This is a genomic window from Nocardioides sp. CFH 31398, from assembly GCF_022436705.1.
Taxonomy (GTDB): domain Bacteria; phylum Actinomycetota; class Actinomycetes; order Propionibacteriales; family Nocardioidaceae; genus Nocardioides.
Map to the genome: position 1 here is coordinate 39,220 of NZ_JAKUHT010000009.1, position 15,930 is coordinate 55,149.

The window sequence follows — 15,930 nt, forward strand, 5'->3', positions numbered from 1 at the left end:
GCTAGGTCGGGCCGCCCCCGCGGCGGCAAGATGACTCGAGCGGGACCACCACGTCACCGACGACGCCAGCGACAGCGAGGAGACACCGCGGATGGCCAGCAAGGACAGCTTCGGCGCGAAGGACACCCTGGACGTCGACGGGACGTCGTACACGATCTACCGCCTCGACAAGGTCGCGGGCGAGGGCGTCGGCGACGACGACGTCAAGACCCTGCCCTTCTCGCTGAAGGTGCTGCTCGAGAACCTGCTGCGCACCGAGGACGGCGCCAACATCACCGAGGCGCAGATCCGCGCGCTCGCCGGCTGGGACGCCGACGCGGACCCCAGCGAGGAGATCCAGTTCACGCCGGCGCGCGTGATCATGCAGGACTTCACCGGCGTGCCCTGCATCGTCGACCTCGCCACGATGCGTGAGGCCATGGCCGAGCTCGGCGGCGACGCGTCCAAGATCAACCCGCTCGCCCCGGCCGAGCTGGTCATCGACCACTCCGTCATCGCCGACGTCTTCGGCACCCCCGAGGCCTTCGAGCGCAACGTCGAGATCGAGTACGACCGCAACAAGGAGCGCTACCAGTTCCTGCGCTGGGGCCAGGGCGCGTTCGACGACTTCAAGGTCGTCCCGCCCGGCACGGGCATCGTCCACCAGGTCAACATCGAGCACCTCGCGCGCACCGTCTTCACCCGCGAGGTGGACGGCGAGACGCTGGCCTACCCCGACACCTGCGTCGGCACCGACTCGCACACCACGATGGTCAACGGCATCGGCGTGGTCGGCTGGGGCGTCGGCGGCATCGAGGCCGAGGCCGCGATGCTCGGCCAGCCGGTCTCCATGCTCATCCCGCGCGTCGTCGGCTTCAAGCTGTCCGGCGAGCTGCCCGAGGCCACCACGGCCACCGACCTCGTCCTGACGATCACCGAGATGCTCCGCGAGCACGGGGTGGTCGGGAAGTTCGTCGAGTTCTACGGCGAGGGCGTCTCGGCGCTGCCCCTGGCCAACCGCGCCACCATCGGCAACATGAGCCCGGAGTTCGGCTCGACCATCGCGGTCTTCCCGATCGACGAGCAGACCATCGACTACCTGCGCCTGACCGGCCGCCCCGACGACCAGCTCGCGCTGGTCGAGGCCTACGCCAAGGAGCAGGGCCTCTGGCACGACCCGAGCGCCGAGCCCCGCTTCTCGGAGAAGCTCGAGCTCGACGTGTCGACCGTCGTCCCCTCGCTGGCCGGCCCGAAGCGCCCGCAGGACCGTGTCGCGGTCACCGACGCGAAGGAGTCCTTCCGCGGCGCGCTGGCCAACTACGTCGAGACCGATGGGGACGGCATCGACGGCGCCCAGGACGAGGCGCTCGACGAGACCTTCCCGGCCTCCGACGCGCCCAGCGGCTCGGCGTCCGGCACCAACGGCGCCCCGCGCGACTACCTGTCCTGCGTCCCCGCGGACGGCGGCCGCCCGAGCAACCCGGCGACCATCACGATCGACGGCCAGGAGGTCACGATCGACCACGGCGCCGTGACGATCGCGGCGATCACCTCGTGCACCAACACCTCGAACCCGTCGGTCATGGTGGGCGCGGCGCTGCTCGCCAAGAAGGCCGTCGAGAAGGGCCTGCAGCGCAAGCCCTGGGTGAAGACCACGCTGGCCCCCGGCTCGCAGGTCGTCTCCAACTACCTGGAGCGCGCGGACCTCACGCCCTACCTCGACAAGCTGGGCTTCAACCTCGTCGGCTACGGCTGCACCACCTGCATCGGCAACTCGGGCCCGCTCATCCCCGAGGTCTCCGACGCGGTCAACGCCAACGACCTCGCCGTCACCTCGGTGCTTTCGGGCAACCGCAACTTCGAGGGCCGCATCAACCCCGACGTGAAGATGAACTACCTCGCCAGCCCGCCGCTGGTCGTCGCCTACGCGCTCGCCGGGTCGATGGACGTCGACCTGTTCAACGACGCCCTGGGTGAGGACGAGCAGGGCAACGAGGTGTTCCTGCGCGACATCTGGCCCTCGCCGTCCGAGGTCGAGGAGGTCGTCGGCCAGGCGATCACCGCCGAGATGTTCGCCGAGGACTACGCCGACGTGTTCGCCGGCGACGAGCGCTGGCGCTCGCTGCCCACCCCGGAGGGCGACACCTTCGAGTGGGACGCCGGGTCGACCTACGTCCGTCGTCCGCCGTACTTCGACGGCATGCCGGCCGAGCCGGAGCCCGTCACCGACATCGCCGGTGCGCGCGTGCTGCTGAAGCTGGGTGACTCGGTCACGACCGACCACATCAGCCCCGCGGGTGCGATCAAGAAGGACAGCCCGGCCGGGAAGTACCTCGCCGAGCACGGTGTCGAGCAGCGGGACTTCAACTCCTACGGCTCGCGCCGCGGCAACCACGAGGTCATGATCCGCGGCACCTTCGCCAACATCCGCCTGCGCAACCAGCTCGCGCCGGGCACCGAGGGCGGCGTGACCCGCGACTTCACCGCGGACGGCGACGTCACCACGGTGTACGACGCCGCGCAGCACTACGCCGAGGCCGGCACCCCGCTGGTCGTCCTGGCGGGCAAGGAGTACGGCTCCGGCTCGTCGCGCGACTGGGCCGCCAAGGGCACCGCGCTGCTGGGCGTGAAGGCCGTCATCGCCGAGTCGTACGAGCGGATCCACCGCTCGAACCTCATCGGCATGGGCGTCCTGCCGCTGCAGTACCCGCAGGGCGAGTCGGCCGAGAGCCTGGGCCTGACCGGCGAGGAGGAGTTCTCCGTCACCGGCGTGACCGCGCTCAACGACGGCGAGACCCCGCGCACGGTCACCGTGAAGGCCGGCGACACCGAGTTCGAGGCGACCGTCCGCATCGACACCCCCGGCGAGGCGTCGTACTACCGCAACGGCGGGATCATGCAGTACGTGCTCCGCAGCCTCCGGGGCTGAGGTCCTGCCGGACCTGCTCACCGGGCTCACCGACCTCGGCCCCTGGGCCTGGACGATCCTGTTCGTCGCCGTCGCGGCGGGGACCCTCGTCCAGGGGCTGGTCGGACTCGGGCTGGGGTTGCTGGCCGCACCGGTGACGGTGCTGGTCGCACCCCAGCTCATGCCCGACATGCTGCTGTGGCTGGTGCTGACCCTGCCGCTGCTCACGCTGCTGCGTGACCACGACGGCGTGGACTGGCGCGGGCTGGCCTGGGTGGTCCCGGGACGGTTGCCCGGCATCGCCCTCGGCGTCGCGGCCGTCGCCGCCTTCTCCGACGACGCCCTGGGCGTGGCCGTCGGCCTCATGGTGCTCCTCGCGACCCTCCTCACCTGGCGGTCCGTCCGCATCCCGATGACGCGCCCGAGCCTGCTGGGCGCCGGCGTCGTCTCGGGCTTCACGGGGACGACGACGTCGGTGGGCGGCCCGCCCGTCGCGCTGCTCTACCAGCACCGCCCGCCGGCGCAGATCCGCAGCACCCTGGCCGTCTACTTCGTCCTCGGCGGGGTGCTGAGCCTCGCCGGCCTGGGCCTCGGCGGACAGCTCAGCCCCGCGAGCGCCGTGGTCGCGCTCTCGCTGCTCCCCGCCCTCGCCGTCGGGACCGTCAGTGGCGGCGTGCTGCGCGAGCGGCTGGCGCCCGAGCGGGTGCGGCCCCTGGTCCTGCTGGCCTGCGCCGCCTCCGCCACGACCGTCCTCGTCGTGTCGCTGTCCTGACCGCGGCGGCGTCCTGCTAATCTCGCCAATCTCTACACAGATTGTTGAGAAAGGTGTGGACCATGACGGCAGGACTCGAGGACCGGACCCTCACGGTGACCAAGCTCGGCGGACGGCTGGGCGCCCGCATCGACGGCGTGCAGCTGGGGGGTGGCCTGGACCCCGCCACCGTGGCCGACGTCCGGGCGGCGCTGCTGGCGCACAAGGTGGTCTTCCTCCGGGGCCAGCACCACCTGGACGACGCCGAGCAGGCGGCGTTCGCCTCCCTGCTGGGCCCCCTCACCACCGCCCACCCGACCGTCAGCACCGGGGACTCCCGCGTGCTGCGCTTCGAGGCGACCAAGGGCATGGCGGCCAACTCCTGGCACACCGACGTCACCTTCGTCGACCGGGTGCCCGCCTTCAGCGTGCTCCGCGGCGTCACGATGCCGGCGTACGGCGGCACGACGGTGTGGGCCAACACCGTCACCGCGTACGACGCGCTCCCGGCGCCGCTGCGCGCGCTCGTCGACGAGCTGTGGGCCGTGCACACCAACGAGTACGACTACGTCCGCGAGGCCGAGGACCCGGACGCGGAGGACACCGCCGCCCTGCCGCGCGACGAGTTCGCCTCGACCGTCTTCGAGACCGAGCACCCCGTCGTCCGCGTGCACCCGGAGACCGGTGAGCGCTCGCTGGTGCTCGGGCACTTCGTGAAGCGCTTCTCGGGGCTCAACAGCGCCGAGTCGGTCGCGCTGTTCACCCTGCTGCAGAACCGCGTCACCAAGCTGGAGAACACGGTGCGCTGGACGTGGTCCGACGGCGACGTCGCGATCTGGGACAACCGCGCCACCCAGCACTACGCGGTCGCCGACTTCGACACCCAGCGGCGCGAGGTGCGCCGGGTGACCGTGTCGGGCGACGTGCCGGTGTCGGTCGACGGCCGCCGCAGCCGCGTGCTGCGCGGCGACGCCTCGGCGTACTCCCGGCTGGACGAGCTGATCAGCTAGGGGGCCGACCGGCGGGGGTCCGTACGGTGGACCCATGATCGTCGCCTTCAGCATCGCGCCCGCCACCGCCGACGAGGCCGGGGGAGTCACCGAGGCCGTCGCCGCCGCCGTCCGCGTCGTCCGCGAGTCCGGGCTGCCCCACGAGACGAACTCGATGTTCACGAACCTCGAGGGCGAGTGGGACGAGGTGATGACGGTCGTCAAGCGCTGCGTCGACGTCGTCGCCGAGGTCTCCCCGCGCGTCTCGCTGGTGCTGAAGGCGGACATCCGTCCCGGCCGCACCGGTGAGATGACCGGCAAGCTCGACCGCCTCGAGCAGTCGCTGCGCGAGTCCTCGGAGGGCTGATGGACTCCGAGACCCGCAGCTACCGCACCGGCGGCTCGGACGTCGTCCTCGACCTCACCGGCGACGTCCGGGAGTGGGTCGGGGGACGCGGAGACGGGCTGCTGCACGTGTTCGTCCCGCACGCGACCGCCGGTCTGGCGATCCTCGAGACGGGCGCCGGCAGCGACGACGACCTGCTCGCCGCGCTCGACGACCTGCTGCCCGCCGACGACCGGTGGCGCCACGCCCACGGCACCCGCGGGCACGGCCGCTCGCACGTGATGCCGGCCCTCGTGCCGCCGTACGCCACCGTGCCGGTGCTCGGCGGACGGCTCGCGCTGGGCACGTGGCAGAGCGTCTGCCTCGTCGACCTCAACGTCGACAACCACGAGCGCGAGGTCCGCTTCAGCTTCCTGGCGGGCTAGCGGTCACATCGGCGTCCCCTGGATCGTCAGGGGGTTGTGAAGAACACGGTGCAGGACGTCGAGGACGCCTTCGAGGCCGAGCGACCGCGACTCGTGGCGATCGCCAGCCGCGTGCTCGGCGACCCCGTCGAGGCCGAGGACGTCGTCCAGCAGGCCTGGCTGCGGCTCGACGGCACGGACCGGCGGACGATCGACAGCCTCCCGGCGTGGCTCACCACCGTGACCACGCGGATCTGCCTGGACCGGCTCAAGGCCCGCCGACCCCTGCTCCTCGAGGACGTCGAGCCCGGGGGCACCGCCCCGGACCCCGCCGAGGACGTCGTCCTCGCCGACACGGTCGCAGTGGCCCTGCAGGTCGTGCTCGACCGCCTGACGCCGTCCGAGCGGGTCGCGTTCGTGCTGCACGACTCCTTCGGCGTCGAGCACGCCACCGTCGCCGCCGTCCTCGGCACCACCCCGGCGGCGGCCCGCAAGCTCGCCTCCCGGGCGCGGGCCAAGGTCGCCGAGCCGGTCTCCGAGGAGGCGGCCGCCGACCGGCGGGTCGTCGACGCGTTCATGGCCGCTGCGCGCGGCGGTGACCTCGAGGGCCTGCTGCGGCTGCTCGCCCCGGACGTCGAGGTCACCGCCGACGCGGCCGCCCTCGGCCTCGGCACCCCGCAGCGCCTCACCGGCGCCACCGAGGTGGCCGCCTTCTTCGACGGCAGCGCCCACGCCGCCCTGCCGGTGCTGCTCGACGACCGGCCCGGCTACGCCTGGTTCGACCGCGGCGACGCGCGGGTCCTCTTCGACTTCACCGTCGCCGGAGGCGTCGTCACCGGTCTCGTGTTCCGGGCCGACCCCGACGTCCTGGCCCGCGTGGTGCGGCGCCGGGCCACCCCCACCACCACGGAGGAACGACAGTGAAGACCATGACCTGCCGCCAGCTGGGCGGCCCCTGCGACCTGGCCCACCACGGGGAGAGCGCCGACGACGTGATCAACGCCCAGGACCAGCACCTGAAGGCCGCCGAGAAGGACGGCGACGCCACCCACCAGGAGGCCCGGGACGCGATGAAGGGCCGCTGGCGTCACCCGAAGCGGTCGCTCGGCTGGTACCGCCAGGTCAAGCAGGACTTCGCGGCCCTCCCGGAGGACTGAGTTCTCTGCGACCATCGCCTCGCATGGACGCCGAGACCGCCCTCGCCCGCTTCGCCGCGACCATCGACGCCCACGACTGGGAGGGGCTGCGAGCGCTGCTGCACCCGGACTTCACCTGCCGGCTCGTCCACACCGGCGAGGAGTTCGCGCGCGACGCGTGGGTCGACTTCAACGCCGGGTACCCCGGCTTCGAGCGGCTGCACCTCGACGACTCGCTCGTCAGCGGCGACCGCGCGGTCGGTCGCGCCCACGTCGTCGGGCGCAACGCGATGGGGGAGCCGGAGCACTTCGCGGTCGCCAGCTTCCTGACCCTCCGCGGCGGTCTGATCGTGGAGAGCGTCGAGGTGTGGGCCGACCTGTACGGCGGCCCGCCGCCCGAGCGCCGGGGCTGAGCGTCAGGCCCGCCGCAGGAACGCCGCGGCGACGGACGCCGCGCGCTCGGGGGCGGTGTCGAGGAAGAACGACGGCTCGCAGAGCTCCAGCTCGAGCAGCAGCGGACCGTCGGGGGTCGGGAGCAGGTCGACACGGGCGTAGAGCGGCGCGGCGCTGCCGCCGGGCACGGCGGCCAGGGCGCGGCGGGCGACCTCGACCTCCAGCGGGGAGGGCTCGCGGGCGGTGATCTCCTCCTCCTTGAACAGGCCCTCGACCAGCGCGTCCCCGACGGCGAGGAGGGCGCCCTTGCGGAAGGCGTGCGAGATCTCCCCGTCGATGCAGACCACGCCGGTCTCGCCGGCGGTGTCGACCTCCGCCAGGTAGGGCTGCACCAGCGCGGTGAGGCCGTCCCGGGTGAGCGCGTCGACGTGGGCGCGGGAGCGGTCCGCCTCGTCGGCGCCGAACCGCAGCGCCCCCCGCGAGCCGGCGCCGACGCTGGGCTTCACGACGTGCTCGACGTCCAGGTACGGGTGGGCGGTGTCCTCGCCCGGCGCGACGAACGCCGAGGGCACCGTCGGGACGCCGGCCGCCGCGAGGTCCGCGAGGTAGCGCTTGTCCGTCGTCCAGCGCAGCAGCGCGGGCGGGTTCTCCAGCCTCGTCAGCCCCGACACCCGGTCGGCCCAGGCGAGGAACTCCCCGCGGCGCTCGGCGTAGTCCCAGGTCGAGCGGACGACCACCAGGTCGTGGGCCGCCCAGTCGGCGTCGGCGTCGTCCCAGACGACCGGGACGACCTCGGCGCCCGCGTCGCGCAGCGCGTCGAGCAGCAGGCGACCCTCGTCGTCGAGGTCCGGGACCTCCGAGCAGGTGGCCAGGGCGAGGCGGCGAACGGTCACGGCGCCCATGCTGCCAGGGTCCTACGGTGGCCCCGTGACCCACTCAGGGAGCGTTCCCGACTTCGCCTGCGTCGCCGTGGCCGACGCCCGCCGGTGGGTGCTCATGCAGGAGCGCGACGAGCACCCCGTCATCGACCCCGAGTGCTGGGGGTTGCCGGGCGGCTCGGTCGAGCCGGGGGAGAGCCCCGAGCAGGCCGCGCACCGCGAGCTCGACGAGGAGACCGGCCTGCGCGCCGAGGACCTCGTGCCGCTGGGGGTCTTCGCCGTCGACCACCCGGTCGTCGGCCTGCACCACTGCCACCTGTACGGCGTCCGCCTCGATGTCTCCGACGAGGACGTCGTCTGCGGCGAGGGGCGCCGGATGGTGTTCGTCGACCCGGGCGCCGCCCCGTCGCTGCCGCTCACGCTCGCGGCACGCACGCTGTGGCCGTCCCTGACCGCGTCGGAGCTCCTGGCCGGAGGCGCGCGATGAGGCTCACGGTCCTGCCGATCCCGGGCGTCGGGCCCGAGGACGTCCTGGTCCACGACCTCGGACCCCACACGGGCTCCCTCGTCGTCGGTGTCGACGACGGCTCGCTGCTGCGGATCACCCCCGACGGTCGGCGGGCGACCCGGGTGGCGAGCACCGGCGGGCGCCCGCTCGGCCTCGAGTGGCTCCCCGACGGTCGGGTGCTCGTGTGCGACAGCACCCGCGGCCTGCTCGCCGTCGACCTCGCGAGCGGAGCGGTCGAGCCCCTCGTGAGCACGCTCGGCGGGCGGGCGATGCGCTTCTGCAACAACGCCGCGGTCGCCGCCGACGGGACCGTCTGGTTCACGGACTCCTCGCTACACCACGGGCGCGAGCAGTGGGAGGAGGAGATGGCCCAGGACACCCGCACCGGGCGACTCCTGCGCCGCGACCCCGACGGCCGGGTCGACGTCGTCCTCGACGACCTGTCGTTCGCCAACGGGGTCGTGGTCGACCCCGGCGGCGCCTGGATCACGGTCAACGAGACGGGGGCCGCCCGGATCCGTCGCCACCACCTGTCCGGGGACCGCGCCGGGACGACCGACGTCCTCGTCGACGGCCTGCCCGGCTACCCCGACAACGCCTCGCTCGGCACCGACGGGCTGGTCTGGGTCGCCCTGGCGAGCCCCGTCGTGCCCCTGCTCGCCGTCATCCACCGCCTCCCGCCCGTCCTGCGCCGGGCCTCGACCCGGGCGCCGGCGGCGCTCAGGCCGAGCCCGCGCCGCAGCGTCCGCGTCCAGGCCTACGACGGCGCCACGGGGACGCTGGTCCACGACCTCGACGCGACACCGCAGGCCGTCGGCGACCGGGCGTTCCACTTCGTCACCGGGGTCCGGGAGCACCACGGCCGGGTGTGGCTCGGCAGCCTCGAGGAGCCCGCCGTCGCCGTCCTCGACGGGACCCGAGGAACCGGCAACTAGGCTGGTGCCCATGGGCCTGCTCGACGGAGTCACCGGACCGCGCGACCTGCGGGGGCTCGACGACCACCAGCTGGAGACCCTCGCGGTCGAGATCCGCGACTTCCTGGTCGCCACCTGCGCGCGCACCGGGGGTCACCTGGGGCCGAACCTCGGCGTGGTCGAGCTGACCATGGCCATCCACCGCGTCTTCGACTCGCCGCGCGACCGCGTCGTCTTCGACACCGGTCACCAGGCCTACGTGCACAAGCTGCTCACGGGGCGCCGGGCGGGCTTCGACAAGCTGCGGCAGGAGGGTGGCGTCAGCGGCTACCCGAGCCAGGCGGAGTCCGAGCACGACATCGTGGAGAACTCCCACGCCTCCACGGCCCTGTCGTACGCCGACGGGCTCGCCAAGGCCTACGCCGTCCGCGGCGAGGACCGCCACGTCGTCGCCGTGATCGGCGACGGCGCCCTCACCGGCGGCATGGCCTGGGAGGCCCTCAACAACATCGCGATCGCCGAGGACTCCCGCCTCGTCATCGTCGTCAACGACAACGGCCGCTCCTACACCCCGACCATCGGCGGGCTCGCGACCGCGCTCACCAGCCTGCGCACCGACCCGCGCTACGAGCAGGTCCTCGACGTGGTGAAGAAGCGCCTGAACGCCGTGCCCGGCATCGGACCGGTGGCCTACGACGCGCTGCACGCGATGAAGAAGGGCATGAAGGACGCCCTGGCCCCCCAGGGCCTGTTCGAGGACCTGGGGCTGAAGTACGTCGGCCCCGTCGACGGCCACGACCGCGCCGCCACCGAGCAGGCGCTGGCCCAGGCGAAGCGCTTCGACGGCCCGGTTATCGTCCACGCGCTGACCCGCAAGGGCTTCGGGTACGACGCCGCGGAGCAGCACGAGGCCGACCAGTTCCACTCGCCGGGCCCCTTCGACGTGGACAGCGGGGTCGAGAACCCGAAGGCCAGCATCTGGACCGACGTGTTCGCCGACGAGATCGTCAGGGTCGGCCACCGCCGTCCGGACGTCGTCGCCATCACCGCGGCGATGATGCACCCGGTGGGCCTGCACCACTTCCAGGCCCACTTCCCCGAGCGGACCTTCGACGTCGGCATCGCCGAGCAGCACGCGGCCACCAGCGCCGCCGGCATGGCCATGGGTGGTCTGCACCCCGTGGTCGCGGTCTACGCCACGTTCCTCAACCGCGCCTTCGACCAGGTCCTCATGGACTGCGCGCTGCACCGCTGCGGCGTCACCTTCGTGCTCGACCGCGCCGGCGTCACCGGTGACGACGGCGCCAGCCACAACGGCATGTGGGACATGTCGGTCCTCCAGGTGGTGCCCGGCCTGCGCCTCGCCGCGCCCCGGGACGGCGCCCGGCTGCGCGAGCTCCTGAACGAGGCGGTCGAGGTGTCCGACGCCCCGACCGTCGTCCGGTTCCCCAAGGGCCCGCCGCCCGAGGACGTCGAGGCGGTCGACCGCGTCGGCGGCTGCGACGTCCTGCTGCGCTCGACCGGCGCGGAGGGGACCCGCGACGTGCTCGTCGTGGGCATCGGCTCGATGGCCACGACCGCCGTGGAGGTCGGACGCCGCCTCGTCGACCAGGGCATCGGCGTGACCGTCGTCGACCCCCGCTGGGTCAAGCCGGTCGACCCGGCGCTCGTCGACCTCGCCCGGGGGCACCGGCTGGTGGTGAGCGTCGAGGACAACGGCCGCGTCGGGGGCTGCGGCACCGCGCTCCTCCAGGCCCTCGTCGACGCGGGCGTCGACGTCCCGTTCCGCCTGCACGGGATCCCGCAGGAGTTCCTCGACCACGCCAAGCGCGGGGCGATCCTGGAGCGGGTCGGCCTGGACGCGCAGACGCTGGCGCGCGGCATCGTGGAGGACGTCACCGCCCTCGGCGGGACGGCCGCCCCGGCGCGCGAGAGCGCGCGGGGCGACGCCGCCCGGTGAGCCCGCGGGGCGGCAGGGTCCGCCTCGTCGCCCTCCTGCTGGCCGGGACCACCACCGTCGCGGGCTGCTCCTGGCTCGAGGACGACCCCGCCGCCGTCCCGGCGCGCGAGCAGCGGCCCGCGCAGCCGGAGCGGCCGGGCCTGCTCGAGGACGCCGACCGGCTCGACGCCGCCGTCGGCGACCTGCTCGACCGTCGCGCGACGCTGCTGCGACGGGGTGACGTCGACGGCGTCGTCGCGCAGACCGTCGACGACGGGGAGGCGCGGCGGGCCCAGCGCCGCTACGCCGTCAACCTCTCCCGGCTGCCGGTCGGGGTGCTGCGCTACGAGAGCCCGCCCGAGGTCGCGGTCGACGGCGAGGACGTCCGGGTCAGGGTGCGCCAGGTCCTGCAGCTGTCGCGCTTCGACGCCGGTCCCGTCCGCTCCGAGCACGAGCTGGTCCTGAGCCCCGGACGTCGCGACCGACTGCGGGTGGTCTCCGAGGCGCCGGTCTCCGACGACCCCTCGACCGGCGGCGCCCAGCCGTGGGACCTGCGGCCCATCGGCACGCTGCGCCAGGACGGCGTCCTGGGGGTCTTCGACGTCGGCAGCGCGGAGTTCGCGCCGGAGGTCGTGTCGTCCGCGGTCGCGGCCGCGGCCGACGTCCGCGACGCGGTGCCCTACCGCTGGACGCGCCCCGTGGTCGTCTACGCGCCGTCCGACCTCGTGCTCCTCGACGCGATCTCCGGGCTGCCGGGCGGCGTGGCCGACCGGCTCGAGGGCGTGTCCTTCCCGGTCCGGTCCAGCGAGGACGGGCCCGTCCACGCGGAGCGCGTCGTCCTCAACCCGAGCATGCTCGAGGCCGACCCGGCCGAGCGCGACCGCCTGCTGCGCCACGAGCTGACCCACGTGGCGCTGGCCGCCCGTGACGAGCTGGTGCCGCGCTGGCTCGCGGAGGGGCTCGCCGAGTGGGTCTCGGTGCAGCCGCTGCCCGTGGCGGACCGCCTCATCTCCGCGGCGGCCGTGCGGGAGGCCCGGGCGGGGATCGACGACCTCCCGAGCGACGAGGAGTTCAACGACGGGCCCCGCTCGAGCGCCAACTACGACATCGCCTGGCAGGTCTGCGAGGGAATCGCCTTCACCTACGGCGAGCGCGCCCCGTGGATGCTGCTCGACGCCATGATCCGGCGGCCCCGGACCGACCCGGACGTGCTCGTGCGCCGCGTGCTGGGGACCACCGGTCCCCGGCTGGCGTCGGCGGCCGCCGACCGGATCCTGGCGCAGTACGGCTGACGACTACCGTGGACCCATGAGCTCGTCGGGTCGGTTGGTGCACATCGTCGACGACGTCGAGGGCTTGTCCTCGGGTGCCGGGGACGGCGAGGGGCCGGTCCTGGTGCTGTCCCTCGAGGGCTTCCTGGACGCCGGCAGCGCGGCCGGGCTGGCCGCCCGCCACCTGGCCGGCCTGGCCGAGGGCCCCGTCGTGGCCACCTTCGACGTCGACGCCTTCTACGACTACCGCGCCCGCCGGCCGCCGGTGACGTTCGCGCGCGACCACTACACCGACTACGAGGCCCCGCGTCTCGTCGTGCGGCTCCAGCGGGACGCCGCGGACACGCCGTACCTGCTGCTGACCGGACCGGAGCCCGACAACCGCTGGGAGGCGTTCGCCCGCGCCGTGCGGGAGGTCGTGGAGCGCTTCTCGGTGTCCCGGGTCGTCGGGATGGGCGCCGTCCCGATGGCCGTGCCGCACACCCGCCCCATCACGTTCACCGAGCACGCCAACGCCCCCGCCCGCCGCGCCGGGCTGCTGACGACCACCAGCCCCTGGGACGGCGAGATGCGGGTCCCCTCGAGCGCGCAGGCGCTGCTGGAGATCCGGCTGGGGGAGTGGGGCCAGCAGGCGCTCGGCTACGTCGCCCACGTGCCGCACTACCTGGCGCAGCTGGAGTACCCGGCAGCCTCCGTGGTCCTGCTGGAGCACGTGGAGCGGGCCGCGGCCATCGCGGTCGACCTCACCGCCCTGCGCGAGGCCGCCGCCGTCCGCGCCGAGGAGGTCTCCGAGTACCTCGCCGAGCACCCCGAGGTGGCGGAGGTCGTCCTCGGCCTCGAGCGGCAGTACGACGCGTTCCGCCGCGCCGAGGAGTCCGGCGAGGGGCTGCTGGCCGAGGACCGGCCGCTGCCGACGGCCGACGAGCTGGGCAACGAGTTCGAGGAGTTCCTCGCCCGTCTCGACCGCGGCGACGAGCCCCCGCGCCCCTGACCCCGACACGACCCCAGGAGGCACCGTGCCCCGGTCCGCCGACGAGCTCGTGGAGCTCCTCGACCTCGAGACGCTCGACGACAACCTGTTCCGTGGTCGCCAGCCGACCGTCAAGATGCGCCAGCGGGTCTTCGGCGGCCAGGTGGCGGCCCAGGCGCTGGTCGCGGGCAGCCACACGGTGGACCCGGCCTACGAGGCGCACTCGATGCACTGCTACTTCCTGCGGCCGGGTGACAGCGAGATCCCGATCCTGTACGACGTCGAGGCCATCCGCGACGGCCGCTCGTTCATGACCCGGCGGGTCGTGGCGCGCCAGCACGGCCGCCCGATCTTCTACCTCACGGCCAACTTCCAGCGGGCCGAGGAGGGCCTGGACCACGCCGACCCGATGCCGGACGTGCCCGGCCCCGAGGAGGCGATGCGCCTCGTCGACATCGTCGGCTCCGCCGGCGACGACGCGCGGGAGCGGTGGGAGAAGGAGTGGGCGGCGCTCGACGTCCGCTACGTCGTCCCGCCGAAGGACGCCGAGGGGCACGGCGCCCGGCTCTGGATCCGCGTCGACGGTGAGCTGCCCGAGGACCGGCTGACCCAGCTGGCGACGTTCACCTACGCCAGCGACCTGACGCTGCTCGGGGCGTCCCTGGTGCCGCACGGGCTGCTGATCGGCGACCCGCGCATCCAGCCGGCGTCCCTGGACCACGCCATCTGGTTCCACCGTCCGTTCCGGCCGGACCGCTGGTGGCTCTACGACCAGGCCTCCCCGTCGGCGAGCGGCGGCCGCGGTTTCGCGACGGCCCGGGTGTTCACCGAGGACGGGCGTCTGGTCGCCTCGGTCGCGCAGGAGGGCCTGATCCGCCTCACGGCGAACAAGCCGGGCTGACGGGGCCTTATAGCACTACACCGTTGTAATTCACGGGATCGTGGTGACAGACACGCCGACGCATGTCACGGTTGTGACTGCTGTGACGGATGAGCACTCCTGAGGAGGGTGTGACTCGCCGGCTCCCCACGATCTCGAGGACTCCGTATGCCCTTCCCCCCGCGTCGCTCGGTGCGCCGCTCCGTCGCCCTCCTGACCACCGCGGCGCTCGCCGTGACGACCCTCGGGCTCGCGGCCGGCTCGGCCTCCGCGGCCGAGAAGGACAAGGACCGCACCCAGGGTCGCGACCGCGACACGCTCGTCATCCCCAACGACCCGGTCGGCAGCGTGGTGGACGGGATCCGGATCGACGGCTCGCGCGAGAAGGGGACGAGGCGCGACGGCAAGGACCGCCTGGAGCTGCAGGCCAGCACCCGGCCCCAGACCGCCTTCCAGATGCCCTTCCGCTGCGGCGAGGACTGGTACGGCTCCACGCGCTCCTCGCACAGCCCCAGCGTGCTCTCGGTCGACTGGAACCGCGCTGACGACTTCGACATGCCGGTGGTCTCCTCCGCCGACGGCCGGGTGACCACGGCCACGCGGTCCTCCAGCGGCTACGGCAACTGGGTCGTCGTCGACCACGGCAACGGCGAGTCGACGCTGTACGCCCACCTGAACTCGATCGCGGTGGGTGTCGGCGAGCAGGTGGACTCCGGTGACATGGTCGGCCGCCTCGGCACGACCGGCAACAGCACCGGCCCCCACCTGCACTACGAACAGCGCCGCAACGGCACCGTGATCCACCCCTGGTTCGACGGCAAGGAGTTCGCGTTCGGCACCACGCTGGTGTCGCGCAACTGCGCGCAGGCCGAGCTGCCGACCGCGCCGTACGCCGGTGACGTGCCCCTCGCGGCGAACGTGCTGGGCGGGCGGGCCGACGACGCCACCGTCTGGCGACGGGAGACCGGGCGCTTCGAGACGCGTCGTCCGGACGGCGGGATGTTCCGCCGGCAGATGGGTGGCGGCACCGACCGCCCCGTCATGGGCGACTGGGACGGCCGCGGGAAGGCGCTGCCCGGCGTGTGGAACGGCAGTGACCGCACCTTCCGCCTGAAGACCTCGAAGGGCCTGAAGGAGTTCCGCTTCGGCTACAAGGGCAACGTGCCCCTGGCCGGTGACTGGGACGGCGACGGCCGCGACGAGGTCGGCGTGTGGCGCGCCAACGTGACCCGCTTCGACCTGCGCGGCCACGACGGCGGCGTCTTCCGCAAGATCACCTTCGGCAAGGCCGGTCAGCTGCCCTTCGTGGGCGACTGGAACGGCGACGGCCGCGCGGACGTCGGTCTCTACGACCGCGAGTCCCGCACCTTCACCCTGCGGTACCCGGTCGGCACCACGAAGACCTTCGTCCTCGGCCCCCGCGGCGCCCTGCCGGTCGCCGGCGACTGGGACGGCGACGGCTACAGCGAGGTCGGCGCCTGGGACCCGAGCAGCGGGCAGTTCACGAAGCAGTCGGACTTCCGCTGACGTCGGGCCCGGCCCGCGGTGGTCGGGCTGCCCGATTCCGGAGGTAGACGAGCCGCGGGGGGGGGGGGGGGGGCCCCCCCCCCCCCCCGGGGGCGCCCCGCCCCTATGGGGGCGGGCGGGCCACCCCGGTGCGGGGG

16 protein-coding genes are annotated in these 15,930 nt (G+C 73.6%); 15 read left to right on the top strand and 1 reads right to left on the bottom strand.

Annotated features, from left to right (window positions below; translation table 11 throughout):
- Positions 1-91 precede the first annotated feature (91 nt).
- From MJ876_RS09055 to MJ876_RS09090, 8 genes are all read left to right on the top strand, one after another.
- On the top strand, positions 92-2,908 hold the full coding sequence (locus MJ876_RS09055) for an aconitate hydratase (RefSeq protein ID WP_240235948.1): 2,817 nt from the start codon (positions 92-94) through the stop codon (positions 2,906-2,908).
- Positions 2,909-2,966: 58 nt separating this feature from the next.
- Entirely contained in the window at positions 2,967-3,659 is a 693-nt protein-coding gene (locus MJ876_RS09060) for a sulfite exporter TauE/SafE family protein (RefSeq protein ID WP_240235965.1), read from the top strand.
- 62 nt (positions 3,660-3,721) lie between these two features.
- Entirely contained in the window at positions 3,722-4,648 is a 927-nt protein-coding gene (locus MJ876_RS09065) for a TauD/TfdA family dioxygenase (protein ID WP_240235949.1), read from the top strand.
- A 34-nt stretch (positions 4,649-4,682) separates the two neighbouring features.
- Positions 4,683-4,994: a thiamine-binding protein gene (locus MJ876_RS09070; protein ID WP_240235950.1), complete on the top strand. Its 312-nt coding sequence runs from the start codon at positions 4,683-4,685 to the stop codon at positions 4,992-4,994.
- Positions 4,994-5,398, top strand: a complete 405-nt coding sequence (locus MJ876_RS09075; RefSeq protein WP_240235951.1) for a YjbQ family protein — start codon at positions 4,994-4,996, stop codon at positions 5,396-5,398. The genes MJ876_RS09070 and MJ876_RS09075 overlap by 1 nt, the downstream gene beginning before the upstream one ends.
- Before the next feature lie 36 nt (positions 5,399-5,434).
- Positions 5,435-6,301: a sigma-70 family RNA polymerase sigma factor gene (locus MJ876_RS09080; protein ID WP_240235952.1), complete on the top strand. Its 867-nt coding sequence runs from the start codon at positions 5,435-5,437 to the stop codon at positions 6,299-6,301.
- A 5-nt stretch (positions 6,302-6,306) separates the two neighbouring features.
- Entirely contained in the window at positions 6,307-6,534 is a 228-nt protein-coding gene (locus tag MJ876_RS09085) for a hypothetical protein (RefSeq protein WP_240235966.1), read from the top strand.
- A gap of 23 nt (positions 6,535-6,557) precedes the next feature.
- The gene (locus tag MJ876_RS09090) at positions 6,558-6,926 is read left to right on the top strand and encodes a nuclear transport factor 2 family protein (protein WP_240235953.1); all 369 of its coding nucleotides are present in this window, start codon (positions 6,558-6,560) and stop codon (positions 6,924-6,926) included.
- A gap of 3 nt (positions 6,927-6,929) precedes the next feature.
- On the opposite strand, the gene MJ876_RS09095 is transcribed toward MJ876_RS09090, so the two are convergent.
- Entirely contained in the window at positions 6,930-7,799 is an 870-nt protein-coding gene (locus tag MJ876_RS09095; protein ID WP_240235954.1) for a RimK family alpha-L-glutamate ligase, read from the bottom strand.
- A gap of 34 nt (positions 7,800-7,833) precedes the next feature.
- Between MJ876_RS09095 and MJ876_RS09100 the strand changes: the two genes are divergently transcribed.
- The 7 genes from MJ876_RS09100 (at position 7,834) to MJ876_RS09130 (ending at position 15,793) form a co-directional block, all read left to right on the top strand.
- The gene (locus tag MJ876_RS09100; protein WP_240235955.1) at positions 7,834-8,271 is read left to right on the top strand and encodes an NUDIX domain-containing protein; all 438 of its coding nucleotides are present in this window, start codon (positions 7,834-7,836) and stop codon (positions 8,269-8,271) included.
- A complete protein-coding gene (locus tag MJ876_RS09105) occupies positions 8,268-9,227 on the top strand; it encodes an SMP-30/gluconolactonase/LRE family protein (RefSeq protein ID WP_240235956.1) in 960 nt (319 codons plus the stop codon). Before MJ876_RS09100 ends, MJ876_RS09105 begins: the two co-directional genes overlap by 4 nt.
- A 10-nt stretch (positions 9,228-9,237) precedes the next feature.
- Positions 9,238-11,166 (top strand): 1-deoxy-D-xylulose-5-phosphate synthase, encoded by a 1,929-nt coding sequence (gene dxs, locus MJ876_RS09110; RefSeq protein ID WP_240235957.1) that lies wholly within the window; start codon positions 9,238-9,240, stop codon positions 11,164-11,166.
- On the top strand, positions 11,163-12,437 hold the full coding sequence (locus tag MJ876_RS09115) for a hypothetical protein (RefSeq protein ID WP_240235958.1): 1,275 nt from the start codon (positions 11,163-11,165) through the stop codon (positions 12,435-12,437). Before dxs ends, MJ876_RS09115 begins: the two co-directional genes overlap by 4 nt.
- A gap of 16 nt (positions 12,438-12,453) precedes the next feature.
- Positions 12,454-13,407 (top strand): proteasome assembly chaperone family protein, encoded by a 954-nt coding sequence (locus MJ876_RS09120; RefSeq protein ID WP_240235959.1) that lies wholly within the window; start codon positions 12,454-12,456, stop codon positions 13,405-13,407.
- 25 nt (positions 13,408-13,432) lie between these two features.
- On the top strand, positions 13,433-14,287 hold the full coding sequence (locus tag MJ876_RS09125; RefSeq protein ID WP_240235960.1) for an acyl-CoA thioesterase II: 855 nt from the start codon (positions 13,433-13,435) through the stop codon (positions 14,285-14,287).
- 147 nt (positions 14,288-14,434) lie between these two features.
- Positions 14,435-15,793: a VCBS repeat domain-containing M23 family metallopeptidase gene (locus MJ876_RS09130; RefSeq protein ID WP_240235961.1), complete on the top strand. Its 1,359-nt coding sequence runs from the start codon at positions 14,435-14,437 to the stop codon at positions 15,791-15,793.
- Positions 15,794-15,930: the final 137 nt, after the last annotated feature.